This window comes from Plesiomonas shigelloides (assembly GCF_900087055.1).
GTDB lineage: Bacteria > Pseudomonadota > Gammaproteobacteria > Enterobacterales > CAMTGL01 > Plesiomonas > Plesiomonas shigelloides.
In genome coordinates this window covers 3,109,849-3,127,949 of sequence record NZ_LT575468.1, presented here as the reverse complement: position 1 = coordinate 3,127,949, position 18,101 = coordinate 3,109,849, and the positions used below count along the sequence as shown (strand labels likewise).

Below are 18,101 nucleotides of genomic sequence, written 5' to 3'. Positions count from 1 at the left end.
ATGCACAGCACAGCGTGTGATATAGCATGAAGTTATTAGATATTCATCTATAAAATATATTGTAGATAACAAAATGAGACTGTGCCGACAAATAATTGTCATTGCGTCACAAGGCTGTGAAAACCGCTGTTTACAAGGTGTTGTTTAAAATCGAACTGTTTTTTACGGCTATTTTACGTTGTTTATTCGTGCTAAGTTTGGAATGCAGTGCATATTTATCAAAATATTTATATTACATATTACGTTTTAAACGATATATATTTTTACGCTCAAAATCGTGTGATGAAATAAGCAGCGTTTTAGCCAGGAGTAATTTTCTTCCTAAAGCGAGGGATTGCTAGGAATAAAATAATATATAAAAAATAACCCCGGCGATAAAAATGCCGGGGTTAGCGATTAATGCCACAGGCTCTGCGGCGAGCGTTTAACCGGTGTTACGCATACCGGCGGCAATACCGGCAATGGTCACCATCAGCGCTTGCTCCACTTGCGGATCGGACTCGGTCAGCTGACGCGAGCGATGCAGCAATTCAGCCTGCAACACGTTCAGTGGATCGGTATAGATGTTACGCAGACCGATGGACTCTTTCAGCCACGGCTGATCGGCCATCGGGTGGTCATCATTGGCAATCGCCAGCACCACCCCGATGTCATGCTTAAGCATACGACGCAGTTGCTCGCCGAGCGGCCACAATGCTGGCTCCACCAAGCGTTGATCGTAGTATTCGGTCAGCCACAAATCGGTTTTACCGAACACCATCTCCAGCATGCCGATACGGGTGGAGAAGAATGGCCAATCGCGGCACATCTCTTCCAGAATGCCTTGCTGGCCTTGGTCGATCACTTTTTGCAGTGCATCGCCGGCGCCCAGCCAAGCGGGCAGCATCAGACGGTTCTGGGTCCAGGCAAAGATCCACGGGATCGCGCGCAGACTTTCTACGCCACCATCAGGGCGACGCTTGGATGGGCGCGAGCCCAGTGGCAGCTTAGCTAGCTCCCCTTCCGGCGTCGCGGCGCGGAAGTACGGCACGAAGTCAGGCTGTTCACGCACGATACTGCGATATACGCGGCAAGACTCGTCTGACAGCACATCCATAGTGTCGCGCCAGTTTTGCTTCGGCTCTGGCGGCGGCAACAAGTTGGCTTGCAAAATGGCACTGGTGTACAGCGATAAGCTGTTCACCGCCACTTCCGGCAGACCGAGTTTAAAGCGGATCATCTCGCCTTGTTCGGTCACGCGCAGGCCGCCTTTGAGCGAGCCCGGCGGCTGCGACAGCAACGCGGCATGGGCTGGCGCACCGCCACGACCAATGGTACCGCCACGGCCGTGGAACAAGGTCAGCTCGATACCAGCCTCTTCACAGGTTTTGATCAAGGCTTCTTGTGCGCGGTACTGCGCCCACGAGGCGGCCATCACGCCAGCATCTTTGGCTGAGTCAGAGTAGCCAATCATCACCATCTGACGGCCTTGAATAAAGCCGCGATACCAGCCGATATTCAGCAGGGCACGCACCACTTCATCGGCACGGTTCAGATCGTCGAGGGTTTCGAACAGCGGCGCGACCGGCAGGTGTACGGCGCAACCGGCTTCTTTTTGCAGCAGGTGGACTGCCAGTACATCAGATGGCTGACGCGCCATCGAGATCACGTAGGAGGCCAGCGCACCGGCCGGTTGTTCGGCAATCGCGCGGCAAGTCTCAATCACTTCTGCGGTGTCGGCGCTTGGCTGCCAGCTGTGTGGCAGCAGTGGACGCTTCGAGGTCAGCTCCTTAATCAGGAACGCTTGTTTGTCCTCTTCGCTCCACTGGGCATAGTCGCCCAGACCTAAGTAGCGGGTAATTTCGGCTACTGCATCGGTGTGGCGGGTGCTCTCTTGGCGAATATCGAGGCGCACCAGATGGATGCCAAAGCAGCGGATCCGGCGCAGGGTATCCAGCAGCAGGCCGTCGGCAATAATGGCCATGCCACTGTCTTTCAGTGACTGGTAACAGGCGTACAGCGGCGTCCACAGCTGTTCGTTGCAATCGATGATGTCATCTGGGGTTGCGTGTTGGCCTTTGAGGCGCGCATCCAGATAATCCAAGGTGTTTTGCAGACGACGACGCAGCTGCTTGAGCAGTACGCGGTACGGCTCGGCGGCCTCGGTACCCACTTCGGCGCGCAGCGCTGGGCTGCACTCGGTCATCGACAGCTCAGAAATCAGGTCATTCACATCGCGCAAGAACAGATCGGCGGCTTTCCAGCGGCTGAGCAGCATCGCTTTGCGGGTGATGTCGGCGGTGACAAACGGGTTACCGTCTCGGTCGCCGCCCATCCACGAACTAAAGCGGATCGGGATGGCGTCAATGGGCAAGCCGGTGCCAAAGGCTTCTTTCAGGCGGCTATCGAATTCACGCAGGAATTCCGGTACCCCTTGCCACAGGCTGTTTTCCACCACAGCGTAACCCCATTTGGCTTCGTCCAGCGGGGTTGGGCGCTCTTTGCGGATCTCATCGGTGTACCACGCCTGCGCAATCAGCTGCATCAAGCGCTTTTGCATTTTGTTTTGCTCACGCTCGGAAAGATCGTCGTGCTCTAAGCGATCTAAGCAGCGGTTGATCTGCACATGCTTGTGGATCAGGGTGCGGCGGGTGATCTCGGTCGGGTGCGCGGTCAGCACCAGTTCGATAGAGAGCTGAGCCACGGCAGCTTGGATCTTGTCTTCGCTGATCCCTTCGGTTTTCAGATGATTGAACAGGGTATCGAAGGCATCAGGACAGAAAATATTGGCTTCACAGTTACGTGAAATGGTGTGGTACTGCTCGGCGATGTTGGCCAGATTCAGAAACTGGCTGAACGCGCGGGCGACCGGCAGTAATTCGTCGTTGGACAGATTTTGCAAGGTCTCCAGCAGCTGACGGCGGTCTTGCTCATTGCCGGCACGAGAGGATTTGGATAATTTGCGGATAGTCTCTACCCGCTCCAGCAGGGATTCACCTCCGGCCTCGCGGATTGTCTCCCCCAACAGCTTGCCCAGCATACTCACGTTGCTGCGCATGGCGGCATATTGTGCGTTCATGGCTCTCCATCCATTTGGTAATTTTACTACATCCGTTACGCAGACAGCGCTGTCTGTTATCTAGCCATGAAGTCGGGCGTTCGTCAAATAGCCCGTCGCCCGTACTTAGGTCATACTTTTGTGCTAAATCAAGGTAATGTGAAATTAAATTACGCCATCTTCTACCTTGGGTCCGGCACTGATACAAAACTCGGTGATCAGGCGCGTCAGTAAGGTTTTGGTTGGCAGAATAAAGTCGGTCGACAGATATTCATCCGGCTGATGCGCTTGTTCGATAGAGCCGGGGCCCAACACCAGCGTTGGACAAACCTGCTGGATAAACGGTGCCTCGGTGCAATAATTGACGCTATCGCATGGCTCACCGAGCAGTCTCTCCACGCTACGTACAATCTCCGCGTCCGGTGGGCATTCGTAGCCGGGGATCGGATCGTGCAAGGCGCTGATCGACAAACGCCCCGGCCAGCGTGCTTGTACTGGTTGCAGCGCTTCTAGCAACAAGGCATCCAGCTCGCTCAAACTCAGCCCCGGTAGGGGGCGAATATCCATATGCAGTTCGCAGCAGCCACAAATACGGTTGGCCGCATCGCCGCCATGAATATGGCCGAGGTTCATGGTCGGGTAGGGAATGGTAAACAGCGGATGCTGAAAACTCTCACGCAGCCGATCGCGCAGTGGTAACAGGCAGGCAATCACTTCATGCATCAATTCAATGGCGTTCACGCCGCGATCCGGATCGCTAGAGTGGCCCGATTGCCCAGTGATACGAATGGCGTTCGACAGATGACCTTTATGGGCGCGAATTGGGCGCAGTGAGGTCGGCTCACCAATCACGGCATAATCCGGGCGGATCTGGGTGGTGGCAGCAAACAGCTGGGCACCGGCCATCGAGGTTTCTTCATCGGCGGTGGCCAATACGCGCAGTGGGCGCTGCAACGCCGAGCGATCCAGCTCGCGTACCGCTTCCAGAATAAAGGCAAAAAAGCCTTTCATGTCGGCGGTACCTAATCCATACAGACGACCATTTTCCTCCGTTAAGGTGAACGGATCTTTGCTCCAGCGCCCTTCATCAAACGGTACGGTATCGGTATGACCGGCCAGCAGTAGCCCGCCCGGGCCACTGCCGAGGGTGGCCAGCAGGTTGAATTTATGCCGCGTATGCGGAACTGGCTGCACCTCAACGGTAAAGCCTAAATGACTGAACCAGTCGGCCAGCAAACTGATCAACTGGTGGTTGCTTTGGTCCTGCGTACTGTCGTTGGCACTGATGGACGGCGTGGCGATCAGAGCCCGGTACGTTTCAAGAAAATGGGGAAATTTCATACAGTGATTGACAGTCCTTTGATTGAATGGTATCGATATATTAATGCACTATATGTGAATATAAATTCGATGTGAATCGATAATGCGCCAAGCAAGGTGAGCCTAAAAAGGACAGGCAAACCGGTGCGGCACCGTCATAACCCGAATGCTTTTTTTGTGGATGACCGCGACTATGATAGGGACTGTTTTCTCCTCACCACTGTCTATTTCCTTCCCTTCGCTCCGACGATGAGTCAGCCCGTTCGTGCGGCAGGATCTAACGGTGCATACCGTTAACTTACCTCGGCAGCTTATTTTCTGCACGATGAAATTGATCCCTTCCGCAGCCAGCTAATCTGTTTTTTTCTCTTTCGATACAGGAAAACGTTGTGATGCTTAACACCCTGATTATCGGTGCCAGCGGGTACACCGGTGCAGAGCTGGCAGCCATGGTGCTGCGCCATCCAAATCTCACTTTAGGTGGTTTATTTGTGTCTGAGGGCAGCCGAGATGCCGGTCGCCTGTTGTCGTCGCTGCATCCGCAGTTTAAAGGCGTGCTGGATGTGCCATTACAACCACTGAGTGATGTCGCCGCAGTGGCGGCCAGCGCCGATGTGGTGTTCTTGGCCACCGCCCACGAGGTGAGCCATGACTTAGCGCCGCAATTTTTAGCCGCCGGTTGTGTGGTGCTGGATTTGTCGGGGGCGTTTCGGGTGCGTGCCAGCGGGTTTTATCCCCGTTATTACGGCTTTGAGCATCAGCATTCGCAGTGGCTGGAGCAGGCGGTGTATGGCTTGGCCGAGTGGCAGGCCAGTGAATTGGTTGGCGCGCAGTTAATTGCCGTGCCGGGCTGTTATCCCACCGCGTCGCAATTGGCATTAAAACCGTTGGTGGAAGCGGGGCTGTTAGACCCACAGATGTGGCCGGTGATTAATGCGGTGAGTGGGGTCAGTGGCGCGGGGCGCAAAGCGGCGCTGGGCAGCAATGTGTGTGAGGTCAGTTTGCAGCCCTATGGCGTGTTTACTCACCGCCATCAACCGGAGATCGCCGCGCATTTGGGCATTCCGGTGATTTTTACCCCGCATTTGGGCAATTTCCCACGCGGGATTGTCGCCACTATTACGGCGCGTTTGTTGCCGCAGGTGAGTGATGCGCAAATTGCCGATGCCTTTAATCGCGCCTATGCCGCGCAGCCGTTAGTGCGGCTGTATGACAGCGGCTGGCCGTCAGTGCGCGCAGTGGTCGGTACCCCGTATTGCGATATCGGCTATGCCCGTGACGGTGAGCACCTGATTGTGGTGGCGGCCGAAGACAATTTATTGAAAGGCGCCGCGGCGCAAGCTATGCAGTGTCTGAATCTACGTTATGGCTTTAGCCAGACGCAGGCTTTGTTGTAACCGGTCGCGGTTAACGATGACCCATTCCCGGTAATTATTGACCCAGTTTAGAGAGCAAGGAGCACAGCATGACGGCACCGGTCACAACCCCGCTGGTGATTAAATTAGGCGGCGTACTTCTCGATAGCGAAGAAGCCCTGCAAAAACTGTTTTCCGCCTTGGTGACCTACCACCAGACTCATCCGCGTCCGCTGGTGATTGTGCATGGTGGCGGTTATTTGGTGGATGACCTGATGAAAAAGCTGGCGTTGCCCGTGCAGAAAAAACAAGGGCTGCGGGTCACCCCGCCGGAGCAAATTGGCATTATCACCGGCGCGTTAGCCGGTACCGCCAACAAGACCTTGCTGGCATGGGCGGTGAAAAAGCAGTTACCGGCGGTGGGCTTGAGCCTCGCCGATGGCGGGATCACTCAAGTGACCCAGTTGGCCGAAGAGTTGGGCTGCGTGGGCGATGCCAAACCGGGCTCACCGGCGCTGCTGCACCTGCTGCTTGGTGGCGGTTATCTGCCGATCATCAGCTCAATTGGTATTGATGCCAGCGGCCAGCTGATGAATGTGAATGCTGACCAAGCGGCCACCGCGATTGCCGAAACGCTGCACGCCGATCTGGTGATGCTGTCGGATGTGAGCGGCATTCTCGATGGTAAGGGCCAGCGCATCGCGCATCTGTCGAGCAAGAAGGCGCAGGATCTGATCACCCAAGGCATCATCACTGACGGCATGATCGTGAAAGTGCGTGCCGCGTTGGACGCGGCGCAAACACTGGGGCGTCCGGTCGATATCGCCAGCTGGCGCTACCCTGAGCTGCTGCCTGCCCTGTTTGATGGTGAGGCGATTGGTACTCGGATCAGCGCCGAGTCATAGCCGGTTAATCACAGGGCGCAAGCCCTGAATAAGACCACATACGACGCATTCCCTGCGTCACCAGATTTGCTTTAGCGGGTGGCCGGCGGCGCACGGCGTGGCCACGCGATGAAAACTCACGATTTTTGCCAATTCAACGGAAGGAAATTCAGCATGAAAAAGAGCGGCATCAACAAGATTGTTCTGGCGTACTCCGGTGGTTTAGACACTTCGGCGATCATCCCATGGCTTAAAGAACACTATGACTGCGAAGTGATCGCGTTCGTGGCCGATGTCGGCCAAGAGCGTGAAGATCTGGTCGGGATTGAAGAAAAAGCGCTGAAATCTGGCGCGTCTGCCTGCTACATCAAAGATTTGCGCGAAGAGTTCATCAAAGAGTATGTCTACCCAACGCTGCAAACCGGCGCGCTGTATGAAGGCACTTATTTACTCGGCACCTCGATGGCGCGCCCAATCATTGCCAAGGCGCAGGTCGAGTTGGCGCTGGAAATTGGTGCTGATGCGCTGTCACACGGCTGTACCGGTAAAGGGAATGACCAAGTGCGTTTTGAGACCACCTTTGCCGCCCTGGCGCCACAGCTGAAAGTGGTGGCGCCATGGCGGGAGTGGGATCTGCGTTCACGGGAAGCGCTGCTCGACTATCTGGCCGAACGCAATATTCCAACCACCGCATCACTGACCAAAATCTACAGCCGTGATGCTAACGCGTGGCACATTTCAACCGAAGGTGGCGTGCTGGAAAGTACTTGGAATCCATCGAATGCCGATTGCTGGGTATGGACGACCGATCCTGAGCAAGCACCAGAAAAAGCTGAATATGTCACCGTGCAGGTAGAAAAAGGTGAAGTGGTGGCGGTCGATGGCAAAGCCATGAGCCCGTATCAGTGCCTGACTTACCTGAATGACAAAGGCGCTCCACACGGCATCGGCCGGGTGGATATCGTGGAAAACCGTCTGGTGGGGATGAAGTCCCGTGGCTGCTATGAAACCCCGGGCGGCACCATCATGGTGACGGCACTGCGCGCGGTGGAGCAACTGGTACTGAATAAAGACAGCTTCAAGTGGCGTGAACAGCTGGGGCTGGAGATGTCACACGTGGTGTATGACGGCCGTTGGTTTACGCCACTGCGTAAATCGCTGGTGGCGGCAGCTAAAGTGCTGGCCGAAGATGTGAACGGTGAAGTGGTGCTGAAGCTGTATAAAGGCAACTGCAGCGCCATTCAAAAACGCTCACCGAACAGCCTGTACTCCGAAGACTACGCCACCTTTGGCGCCGATCAGGTGTATGACCACAGTGATGCCGATGGCTTTATCCGTCTGTACTCTCTCTCGGCGCGCATCAAGGCGCTGAGCGGCCAGTAAGTCCGGCGCGTGAGTCTGGACCGTTCGCCCGACGTAGGTTGGGCGAACGCTGAGAATAGCGATGAGAATAACGAGTGCAGAACATCGCACAGCAGAACCGACCATTGGAAAAGGAACCGACGATGACGCAGACCGGCGCATTATGGGGCGGACGTTTTAGTCAGGGCGCCGATCAGCGCTTTAAACAGTTTAATGATTCCCTGCGTTTTGATTATCGCTTAGCCGAGCAGGATATCGACGGCTCGCTGGCGTGGGCGCAGGCACTGGTGTGGGTTGGCGTGCTGACCCCAGCAGAGCAGCAGCATTTAGACAGCGCACTGCGCACGCTCAAAGCGCGGGTACAAGCTGATCCTGAGCAAATCTTGGCGTCTGGCGCCGAGGATATCCACAGTTGGGTGGAAGGGGCGCTGATTGCTGCGGTGGGCGATCTGGGCAAAAAACTGCATACCGGACGCAGTCGTAACGATCAGGTCGCTACCGATCTGAAACTGTGGTGTAAGAAACAAACGACCTTGCTGCAGCAATCGGTACGCCATCTGCAACAGGCGCTGGTGGTGACAGCCGAGCAGTACGCCCACACCGTGATGCCGGGCTATACCCATTTACAGCGCGCGCAGCCGGTGACCTTTGGCCATTGGTGTTTGGCGTATGTCGAAATGTTGGAGCGTGACCACAGCCGTTTGGGCGATGCGCTGCGCCGGATGGATGTCAGTCCGCTGGGGTGTGGGGCGCTGGCCGGTACCGCTTATGCCATTGACCGTGAGCAGTTAGCGCAGTTGATGGGTTTTGCCTGTGCCACCCGTAACAGTTTGGACACCGTGGCCGATCGCGATCATGTGGTGGAGCTGCTCTCGATTGCGGCTCTGAGCATGGTGCATCTGTCGCGCTTTGCCGAAGATCTGATTTTCTTTAATAGTGGGGAAGCCGGTTTTGTGGAGTTGGCCGATAAAGTCACCTCTGGCTCTTCGCTGATGCCACAAAAGAAAAACCCCGATGCCTTGGAGCTGATCCGCGGCAAAACCGGTCGGGTATGTGGCGCGCTCAATGCTTTCTTGATGACCATCAAGGGCTTACCGCTGGCCTACAACAAAGACATGCAAGAGGACAAAGAAGGCCTGTTTGATGCTTTAGATACTTGGCTGACGTGCTTGGATATGGCCGCATTGGTGCTGGAAGACATTCATGTGCGCGCGGTGCGCACCGCCGAGGCGGCGCAGCAAGGTTATGCCAATGCCACCGAGCTGGCCGATTATCTGGTGGCGAAGGGCATTGCGTTTCGTGAAGCGCACCATATCGTGGGCGAAGTGGTGCTGGCGGCCATTGCCGCTGGGGTGCCGCTGGAAGAGATGGCGTTGGTGCAGTTACAGCGTTTTTGTCCACTGATTGGCGCCGATGTTTATCCGGCGTTGTCGCTGGATGCGTGCTTGAATCAGCGCGTGGCCAAAGGCGGCGTTTCGGCGGCACAAATTCAAGCCGCGCTTGCAGAAGCGCGCAGTCGTGTCTTTATGAGTGAGTAACGCGTTATTCGTCACGCGCTACCGGTAAAGAAAACGATAGACAGCACCGGTGAGCAACTCATCAACTAAGCTGCTAATCAATTAAGTAGCTAAGTAACGAACAACACGCCGTCGCGTCAGGGAGGGCGTGTTTTTTTATTGGCTGATCGGCTGCACTTGAGTTTACGGCAGCTCAGAGTAGACGGTGAGTTATGTTGATGCGCGCTCAGGCCAACTTATGACGTCAATTTATAACGCTAAAGCGAGCTGCGCTTCTGCCGGGATAAACTTAACGTGCAGCTTATTACTGCGTGGAAACTCGCGGGCAATGACCGGTTTTAACACGGTTCGCAGCTGGGAATACGGACAGCGGATTTTCTGATCCATAAAGCCAAACACTTCCAAACTGAAGCAGCCGTCAGCGTCATCCAACTTTTCCAGCCAGTAGCCGCGGTCTTTTTTGAAACTGAAAATCCCTAAACGATCGCCGGGTTGAAATTTCTGACAGCGTTGCAGGGAATAAATCAGTGCATGAGCAGCTGGGATCATGACGTGCCCCCGAAGTGAATATTTTTAAGATATGCCTATTGTGGCAAAGGGCTGGCAGTGCGGCTATTCAGGAATTCTGACAGCGCAGTTCAAGTCTTTTGAATGGAATATAACGGGGCGTAGATAAGAAAAAACGGCCGGATTAGGGGAAATCCGACCGTTAGGTTGCAAGTGGCGAGTGCCGTGCGGGTCATTTCAGCGCTTGATTCAGAAGCCTACCTACGTCAGTGAGGGGATAACATCGGTAGGCCACGGTCTTAACTGACTTGACCCGCTGGTGGGCAGAGGCTTACTCGCCAGGGCAAGTCTGGCAGTGCGCCACCATCTCTGGGCCCAGTTTCAGTTTAGCTTGCAGATCACGCAGAGCGGTACGCAGCCCTTCTTCAATCACCGGATGGTAGAACGGCATATCCAGCATTTGGCTTACGGTCATCTGCTGTTGATGTGCCCACGCCAGCAGGTGCGCGATATGCTCGGCATCAGGACCCATCATCTCGGCGCCGAGAAAGCGGCCGGTGCCTTGTTCGCCATAGACGTGCAGCATCCCTTTATTACGCAGCATCACCCGTGAGCGGCCCTGATTTTCAAAGGACACTTCACCGGTGGCAAAGCAGCCGCAGCTCCCGTAACGGGCGGTCAGTTCACGGTGGGTACTACCGACCATCGCAATTTGCGGATCGGAGAACACCACCGAGATAGCACTACGGCGCAGGCCAGCGCGCAGATCCGGGAAGCGTCCAGCGTTGTCACCGGCAATCTTTGCCTGATCGGACGCTTCATGCAGCAGCGGTAGCTGGTTGCTGGCATCGCCGGCAATAAAGATGTGCGGGACGCTGGTTTGCATGGTGTAGCGATCGGCCTGTGGCACGCCGCGGCTATCTAATTCCAGCGCGGTATTTTCCAGTCCCAGATTATCCACATTAGGACGACGACCGGTGGCGGCCAGCACGTAATCGACTAGGATTTCCTGCATCTGGCCTTGCTTATCCTGATAGCGGATAAACACTTGCTCGCCTTCACGCTCCATACGCTCGACCTTGGCGTCGGCGTCCAGATAGAACTCTTGATTCAGCGCACGCTCAGCATAATCGCGGATCGCGCTGTCAGTCAGTGGGCCCACCAGACCGCCCATGCCAAACATCACCACGTTTACGCCCAGACGGTGCAGCGCCTGACCGAGCTCCAGCCCAATCACGCCCGGACCAAACACGGCTACTGAACGTGGCAGGGTATCCCAGTTGAACACGTCATCGTTGATGATCAGGCGATCGCCTAAGCTATTCCACGCCGCCGGCCAGCTTGGACGTGAACCGGTCGCAATTACAATCCGCTTAGCCTGAATCTGGGTGTGGTCATCGACTTGCAACGTGTGCGCATCGATAAAGCGTGCATAGCCAGCAATTTTGTCTTCGGCTGGAATACTGTCAACGCCTTCCAGCACGAAACCGACGAAGCGGTCACGCTCGCGCTTAACGCGATCCATCACTTCCACGCCATTAATCTGCGGCTTGCCGTTAGGGTGAATACCAAAGCCCGGCGCTTTTTCAATTTGGTGCACCGCTTCTGCTGCGGCAATCAGCAATTTGGATGGCATGCAGCCAACGCGTGCACAGGTAGTGCCGTATGGGCCGCCTTCAATCATCACTACGCTTGCGGTATGCGCTTTAGCGGCGCGATAGGCGCCTAAACCGGCGGTACCGCCGCCAATCACAGCCACATCAACCTGTAATTGTTTCATGGAAATATCCTTGCCTTAATGCTGTATTTATTCTTGGTAATTCGGGGCATGACCGAAATAGCGGGTAAAAAAAGGCGGGGATAAATCCCCGCCAAAAGTTTACGTTGGCTTTTCGGGTATGGAGTTATAGGAATTACTTGAACAGGTAAGTTTCCAAATCGTCGCTGCCGCCGATGTGCTTACCGCCGATAAAGACTTGCGGAACCGTGGTGCGGCCAGAGATGGCGCGCAGGCTGACGGTGGTCGCGTCTTTACCCAGAATAATCTCTTCAAAGGCGATGCCTTTATCCATCAGCATTTGCTTGGCCTTAGCGCAGTATGGGCAGCCCGGCTTGGTGATGATGGACACGGACTCTTGTACTTTGTACTCCGGTGACAGGTACTTCAGCATGGTGTCAGCATCAGAGACTTTGAACGGATCGCCCGGCTCTTCTGGCTCAACAAACATCTTCTCAACCACGCCGTTACGCACCAGCATGGAGTAACGCCATGAACGCTTGCCAAAGCCCAGTTCTTCTTTCTCGACCAGCATGCCCATGCCCGCGGTGAACTCACCGTTACCATCAGGAATGAAGGTGATGCGATCGGCTTTCTGGTCATCTTTCCAGGCGTTCATCACGAAGGTATCGTTGACGGAAACACACAGGATGTCATCCACACCCAGACGGGCAAATACCGGAGCCAGCTCGTTGTAGCGTGGCAGATGGCTGGAAGAGCAAGTTGGTGTGAATGCGCCTGGCAACGAGAACACAATCACGGTCTTGTTCTTAAACAGTTCATCGGTGGTGACATTCACCCACTGATCGCCTTGACGGGTGTGGAATGTAACCTGTGGTACAGCTTGTCCTTCGCGTGCAGTAAACATACGGTAGTTCCCCTAATAGCGTGGTGTGTCTTTTACTGTTCTGGTGTATGACGGTGTGTCCGTCATCTGATGTGTTGCATTATGTGATCCGGTGATTGATAGATCTAATTACTTGTCGCTATTCTACCGATAGGTTCTCACTATCAACTGGAAGCGCATGAACATTCGTGATCTGGAATATCTGGTGGCTCTGGCGGAGCATAAACACTTTCGCAAAGCGGCCGAGGCCTGTTATGTCAGTCAGCCCACCTTGAGTGGACAAATCCGTAAGTTGGAAGATGAACTGGGCGTGATGCTGCTGGAGCGAACCAGCCGTAAGGTGTTGTTTACCCAGTCCGGTTTGCTGCTGGTGGAGCAGGCGCGCAAGGTATTGCGGCAAGTGAAAGTGCTCAAGGAGATGGCCAGCGTGCAGGGCGAAGATATGTCCGGCCCGCTGCATATGGGCGTGATCCCAACGCTCGGCCCCTATCTGTTACCGCACATCGTGCCGATGCTGCGTCACACCTTCCCGAAATTAGAGCTGTATCTGCACGAAGCCCAGACCCATCAATTGCTGGCGCAACTGGATGCCGGTCAGGTGGATTGCGTGTTGCTGGCGTTGGTCAAAGAGACCGAAGCGTTTGTGGAAATTCCGCTGTTTGATGAGCCGATGCAACTGGCTGTGTGCTGCGATCACCCGTGGTCTAGCCGAGACAGCATCAACATGCGCGATTTGTCCGGTGAACATATCCTGATGCTGGAAGATGGCCACTGCTTGCGCGATCAGGCGATGGGCTTTTGCTTTGCCGCCGGCGCTGATGAAGATACCCATTTTCGCGCCACCAGTTTGGAGACGTTGCGTAACATGGTCGCCGCCGGTACGGGGATGACTTTGCTGCCGCAATTGGCTGTGCCGCCGGAGCGCAAGCGCGACGGGGTTTGCTACTTGCCGTGCCACAATCCTGAGCCGCGTCGTACCATCGGTTTGGTCTATCGTCCGGGCTCGCCGCTCAAGGCGCGCTATGAAAAACTGGCCGAGGCCATCAGCCAGCAGATGCAAACGGTGATAGCGCAGTCGCGCTCGTAAGCCGCGCTCATAAGCAAAGAACGGTTGTAGCTAAAAATGGGGTTTAACCGCGTGCAGCGCAGTGGCTGCACGCCTTGGCCATTCTTAAATTTATGACGCTTAAAACAATCGGTTCAAACCATTGAGCGCCGCCACCCGATAGGCTTCGGCCATGGTCGGGTAGTTGAAGGTGGTATTGATAAAATACTCCACACTGTTGGCGCTACCTTCTTGCTCCATGATCGCTTGTCCGATGTGGATAATCTCTGAGGCCCGCTCGCCAAAGCAGTGAATGCCCAAAATCGCTTTGGTCTCACGGTGAAACAGGATTTTCAGGCTGCCGACATTCATACCGGCAATCTGCGCGCGAGCCAGATGTTTAAACTGGGCGCGCCCCACCTCATACGGGATCTGCTGCGCGGTCAGCTCCTGCTCGGTTTTCCCCACCGAACTGATTTCGGGGATGGTGTAGATGCCGGTAGGAATGTTCTCGGCCCGTTTGCGCCGAATAGGATGCTTACCAATCGCTTGTGCCACTAAGCGCCCTTGGTCGTAGGCGGCGGAGGCGAGGCTCGGGTAGCCAATCACATCGCCCACCGCGTAGATATGCTCGGTGGCGGTGCAGTAGCTATCATCCACCGCCAACTGACCGCGGCTATCGGCGCTGAGGCCCGTATTTTCCAGTGCCAGCGCTTCGGTATTGCCGGTGCGTCCGTTGGCATACAGCAGGCAGTCGGCTTTCATCTTTTTGCCTGATTGCAGGTGCAGAATCACCCCATCGTCAGTGCCTTCGATATGGGAAAACTCCTCTTGGTGGCGAATTAAAATGCCGCTATTCCAAAAGTGGTAGGAGAGTGAGTCGGAGATCTCCTGATCGAGAAACGCCAGCAGACGATCGCGGGTGTTGATCAAATCCACCTTGACCCCTAATCCACGAAAGATTGACGCATATTCGCAGCCGATCACCCCAGCACCGTACACGATCACGTGGCGCGGATCGTGTTGCAAAGAAAGGATCGAATCGCTGTCATAAATACGCGGATGGTTAAAGTCGACCCCTTGCGGATGGTACGGGCGGGAGCCGGTGGCAATCACCACATAGCGGGTGCGCAGCACCTGCGGCGCGCCCGAGGTCGGTTGCACCTGAATGGTGTGCGGATCGAGAAACGAGGCTTGTCCAAAGAACAATCGGCAGTGGTTGCGATCATAAAAGCCTTGGCGCATCCGTGTTTGCTGGCCAATCACCTGCTGGGCGTGGGCTAGAATACGGGCGAAACTGCTGCGTAGTGGCACGGTATTGTCGCAGTACAGCGGATTGTGGTTGAATTCGATGATCCGGCTGACCGCTTGGCGCAGTGCTTTGGAAGGGATGGTCCCCCAATGGGTGCAACCACCGCCGACACTGGGGTGGCGCTCTACCACCGCCACCTGTAAGCCCTGTTTGACCAGCCCCATCGCCGCACCTTCGCCGGCTGGGCCGGAGCCGATCACCACCACATCCACATCACAGCTTGAAGTTATTGTTTGCATCGCCGCGTCCGCATCCTTTGGTTGTTGTAACAATATGGTAACGTGTTGCGAACCCCTGCCCAACATCCTTTTGTGGGAGGACGAGCAAAGCGTGAGCAAAATGGCATTTTTGTTGGCCGCGCTGCCTGTACGGCCGTACCAAGATGACGCGGTGGGAGAAAACCCGACAAAGCGGATGGGCAGCTTCGGCGGATCACGGTAGACTGAAAAGACCAAGAGTGAACGATTTGCATCATGACCAAAGTAGATAAACCGATTATGGGTGTTCGCGCCGAACAAAAAGAACGTACCCGCCGTGCATTGATTGATGCGGCTTTCAGCCAGCTCAGTGTCGAGCGCAGTTTTTCCAGCCTCAGTTTGCGCGAAGTGGCGCGTGAAGCCGGCATTGCGCCGACCTCGTTTTATCGCCATTTTCGTGACATGGATGAGCTGGGGCTGACCATGGTGGACGAAAGCGGTCTGATGCTGCGTCAGCTGATGCGTCAGGCGCGTCAGCGCATTGCCACCGGCGGCAGTGTGGTGCGCACTTCGGTGGAAACCTTTATGGAGTTTATCTGCAACAGCCCGAACGTCTTTCGCTTGTTATTACGAGAACGTTCCGGGACCTCGGCTGCATTTCGTGCGGCAGTGGCGCGCGAAATTCAGCACTTTATTGCCGAGCTGTCGGAATACATTGTGCAGCACACCAAGATGCCGATTCCGTTTGCCAATGCGCAGGCCGAGGCGATGGTGACCTTGGTATTTACCGCCGGCGCGGATGCGCTGGACATGGATGAGCATCACCGCGATTTGCTGGAAGAGCGTTTGGTACTGCAATTGCGCATGATCGCTAAAGGTGCATACTGGTATCGTAAGGAGCAGGAAAAGCGTGCTGCCGCACAGTAAGCCTGCTACCAATTACGCTATGCTAAGTAGGCAAAAGAACGCATAACGCGGATGCCGAAGAAAAAGCCGAAGAGAAAATAGGGTAGAACAATGAACGAGCAAACTCAGAAGAAAGAACTGAAACCGTTGCTTTTTGCGTTACTGACCGGATTTTGCGGCAATGCGTCAGTGGGCGTTCTGTTTAACAGCCATGTGACCTTTAGCCTGTTTCCGCTGATTGCGCTGGGCTTGTCCGTGTATTGCCTGTATCAGCGTTATGTAGCGGCGCCGCTGCAAAATGAGACCCCGCTGCTGAGTGGCTTGAGCTTCCTGTTCGGCGTGCTGGCCTATTCCGTGGTGGTGCGGGTTGAGCATCCGCAGATTGGCTCGAACTTTGTCCCGCTGATGCTGTGCATGGCACTGCTGTTCTGGATTTTGTACAAGATGGGTTTGATTAACCGTAAAAAATAAGCGCTGTGACACGTTCTGCTGAACTTACGCGCGCATACCAGTGAATCATCAATTGAGAAAATGCCGGCATCTGCCGGCATTTTTTTATCGGGTTTTTATTGTTGTGGTTAAAAGGCCGCGCTTTATGCTGCGCTACGGCGCACCAACAGCACCCCACTTTCCATATGATGGGTATACGGGAACTGATCAAACAGGGCCAAACGTTGGATCTCATGGGTTTGGCTCAGTACGCGCAGGTTATCGCGCAAGGTTTCTGGATTGCAGGAGATATACAAGATCCGCTCATACCCTTGCACCAGCTTCACGGTTTCATCGTCTAGTCCGCTACGCGGTGGGTCGACGAAAATGGTGTTGCACTGATAGCTTTTCAGGTCGATGCCTTTAAGGCGGTTAAATTCACGCACCCCCTGCATCGCTTGGGTAAAGTCTTCCGCCGACATCCGGATAATCTGCACATTATCCAGCTTATTAGCCGCGATATTGAACTGCGCCGCTTCTACTGACGGCTTGGCAATCTCGGTCGCCAGTACGCGGTTGAAGTTGCGTGCTAAGGCCAAAGAGAAATTACCGTTGCCGCAGTACAGCTCCAGCAAATCACCTTGTGCGCCCGCAGTGACATCTACCGCCCAATCCAGCATGTGCATGTTCACGACCGCGTTCGGCTGGGTAAAGCTGTTTTCCACCTGACGGTAGATCATCTCTTTGCCCTTCACCAGCAGGGTTTCGTCTACGTAATCGTGATCCAGCATGATTTTTTGCTTAGTGGCGCGGCCAATCAATTGCAGGTTAAAGCCTTCACAGCGCAGTGCATCGCGCAGATGGCGTGCGTCATGTTGCCACTGCTCATCCAGTTTTTTGTGATACAGCAAAGACACCACCACCTGATTGCTTAAGGTGGACAGGTAGTCAATCTGGAACAGCTTATTGCGCAGCACCGGATTGTGGCGGAGCTGATCCAGTAGCGCTGGCATCAAGCGGTTGATCAGCTTACTGGCGGCAGGAAATTGATCCACCCGAATACGCTGTTTGGTCTCTTGATCAAAGACGATGTGGTACAGATCATCACCGTCATGCCAGATCCGAAACTCTGCCCGCATGCGATAGTGTTGATGCTCCGAGGCAAACACCTCCGGTGCCGGCGGGGTAAATTCGGCCATCAGCGCCTGCAGGCGCGAGGTTTTCTCCGCTAGCTGCGCATCGTATTGTTCGACGGGTAAAGTACCGGGGGTCATGCTGTATCTCCGAAGACATCTCTATATTAGGAGGGAATTGTAGGCAAACGGGGCTTGAAGTCCAGCCGCGCCGCATTTGGCAATCTAGACATCTAAACTGACAGCCAGTAGTATAGCGCCTCCGGTCTCTACCTGAGTGAAAAGGGAATTTGGTGCAAATCCAAAACTGACGCGCAGCGGTAAGAGGGAACGAAGGTAGCAAGCAGATGATCTGCAGACACTGTTTCTTATGTCGGGTGACACTTTCTCACCCCGCGTAACAATGGGAAGTCGGCTACTGTAGGCAGACAGCCCTCAAGTCCGAAGACCTGCCGGAACTGACGAGCCTGTTG

Annotated in this window: 14 protein-coding genes and 1 riboswitch; of the genes, 7 read left to right on the top strand and 7 right to left on the bottom strand. The window is 55.0% G+C overall.

The window, feature by feature from the left end; translation table 11 throughout:
• Positions 1 to 424: 424 nt before the first annotated feature.
• Positions 425 to 3,058 carry a phosphoenolpyruvate carboxylase gene (gene ppc / locus NCTC9997_RS13900; RefSeq protein ID WP_064978277.1) on the bottom strand — a complete coding sequence of 878 codons (2,634 nt, stop codon included), beginning with the start codon at positions 3,056 to 3,058 and terminating at the stop codon, positions 425 to 427.
• Between the two features lie 144 nt (positions 3,059 to 3,202).
• A complete protein-coding gene (gene argE, locus NCTC9997_RS13895) occupies positions 3,203 to 4,378 on the bottom strand; it encodes an acetylornithine deacetylase (protein WP_064978276.1) in 1,176 nt (391 codons plus the stop codon).
• A gap of 371 nt (positions 4,379 to 4,749) precedes the next feature.
• Between argE and argC the strand changes: the two genes are divergently transcribed.
• From argC to argH, 4 genes are all read left to right on the top strand, one after another.
• On the top strand, positions 4,750 to 5,754 hold the full coding sequence (gene argC / locus NCTC9997_RS13890) for an N-acetyl-gamma-glutamyl-phosphate reductase (protein ID WP_064978275.1): 1,005 nt from the start codon (positions 4,750 to 4,752) through the stop codon (positions 5,752 to 5,754).
• A gap of 68 nt (positions 5,755 to 5,822) precedes the next feature.
• A complete protein-coding gene (gene argB, locus NCTC9997_RS13885; protein ID WP_039046822.1) occupies positions 5,823 to 6,617 on the top strand; it encodes an acetylglutamate kinase in 795 nt (264 codons plus the stop codon).
• Positions 6,618 to 6,770: 153 nt separating this feature from the next.
• Positions 6,771 to 7,979, top strand: coding sequence for an argininosuccinate synthase (locus NCTC9997_RS13880; protein WP_010864850.1), 1,209 nt, complete (start codon positions 6,771 to 6,773; stop codon positions 7,977 to 7,979).
• 122 nt (positions 7,980 to 8,101) lie between these two features.
• Entirely contained in the window at positions 8,102 to 9,496 is a 1,395-nt protein-coding gene (argH, locus tag NCTC9997_RS13875) for an argininosuccinate lyase (RefSeq protein WP_064978274.1), read from the top strand.
• A 228-nt stretch (positions 9,497 to 9,724) separates the two neighbouring features.
• On the opposite strand, the gene NCTC9997_RS13870 is transcribed toward argH, so the two are convergent.
• From NCTC9997_RS13870 to NCTC9997_RS13860, 3 genes are all read right to left on the bottom strand, one after another.
• A complete protein-coding gene (locus NCTC9997_RS13870) occupies positions 9,725 to 10,024 on the bottom strand; it encodes a hypothetical protein (RefSeq protein ID WP_010864848.1) in 300 nt (99 codons plus the stop codon).
• Positions 10,025 to 10,313: 289 nt separating this feature from the next.
• A complete protein-coding gene (locus NCTC9997_RS13865; RefSeq protein WP_010864847.1) occupies positions 10,314 to 11,762 on the bottom strand; it encodes a dihydrolipoyl dehydrogenase in 1,449 nt (482 codons plus the stop codon).
• A gap of 133 nt (positions 11,763 to 11,895) precedes the next feature.
• The gene (locus tag NCTC9997_RS13860; protein WP_010864846.1) at positions 11,896 to 12,627 is read right to left on the bottom strand and encodes a glutathione peroxidase; all 732 of its coding nucleotides are present in this window, start codon (positions 12,625 to 12,627) and stop codon (positions 11,896 to 11,898) included.
• A 157-nt stretch (positions 12,628 to 12,784) separates the two neighbouring features.
• Here NCTC9997_RS13860 and oxyR point away from each other — a divergent pair, with 157 nt between their 5' ends.
• Complete coding sequence (gene oxyR, locus NCTC9997_RS13855) at positions 12,785 to 13,693, top strand: DNA-binding transcriptional regulator OxyR (protein ID WP_010864845.1); 909 nt, start codon at positions 12,785 to 12,787, stop codon at positions 13,691 to 13,693.
• A 99-nt stretch (positions 13,694 to 13,792) separates the two neighbouring features.
• Here oxyR and sthA read toward each other — a convergent pair whose 3' ends face one another.
• Positions 13,793 to 15,202, bottom strand: a complete 1,410-nt coding sequence (gene sthA, locus NCTC9997_RS13850; protein ID WP_064978273.1) for a Si-specific NAD(P)(+) transhydrogenase — start codon at positions 15,200 to 15,202, stop codon at positions 13,793 to 13,795.
• 258 nt (positions 15,203 to 15,460) lie between these two features.
• On the opposite strand from sthA, the gene fabR reads away from it, so the two are divergent.
• Both fabR and NCTC9997_RS13840 read left to right on the top strand, forming a co-directional pair.
• Positions 15,461 to 16,087 carry an HTH-type transcriptional repressor FabR gene (gene fabR, locus NCTC9997_RS13845; RefSeq protein WP_010864843.1) on the top strand — a complete coding sequence of 209 codons (627 nt, stop codon included), beginning with the start codon at positions 15,461 to 15,463 and terminating at the stop codon, positions 16,085 to 16,087.
• Positions 16,088 to 16,177: 90 nt separating this feature from the next.
• Positions 16,178 to 16,537, top strand: a complete 360-nt coding sequence (locus tag NCTC9997_RS13840; protein ID WP_010864842.1) for a YijD family membrane protein — start codon at positions 16,178 to 16,180, stop codon at positions 16,535 to 16,537.
• A gap of 122 nt (positions 16,538 to 16,659) precedes the next feature.
• Here the strand turns inward: NCTC9997_RS13840 and trmA are convergent, their stop codons facing one another.
• Positions 16,660 to 17,769: a tRNA (uridine(54)-C5)-methyltransferase TrmA gene (trmA, locus tag NCTC9997_RS13835; protein ID WP_047709338.1), complete on the bottom strand. Its 1,110-nt coding sequence runs from the start codon at positions 17,767 to 17,769 to the stop codon at positions 16,660 to 16,662.
• Between the two features lie 105 nt (positions 17,770 to 17,874).
• A riboswitch (cobalamin riboswitch) is annotated at positions 17,875 to 18,099 on the top strand.
• The last annotated feature ends 2 nt before the right edge of the window (positions 18,100 to 18,101 follow it).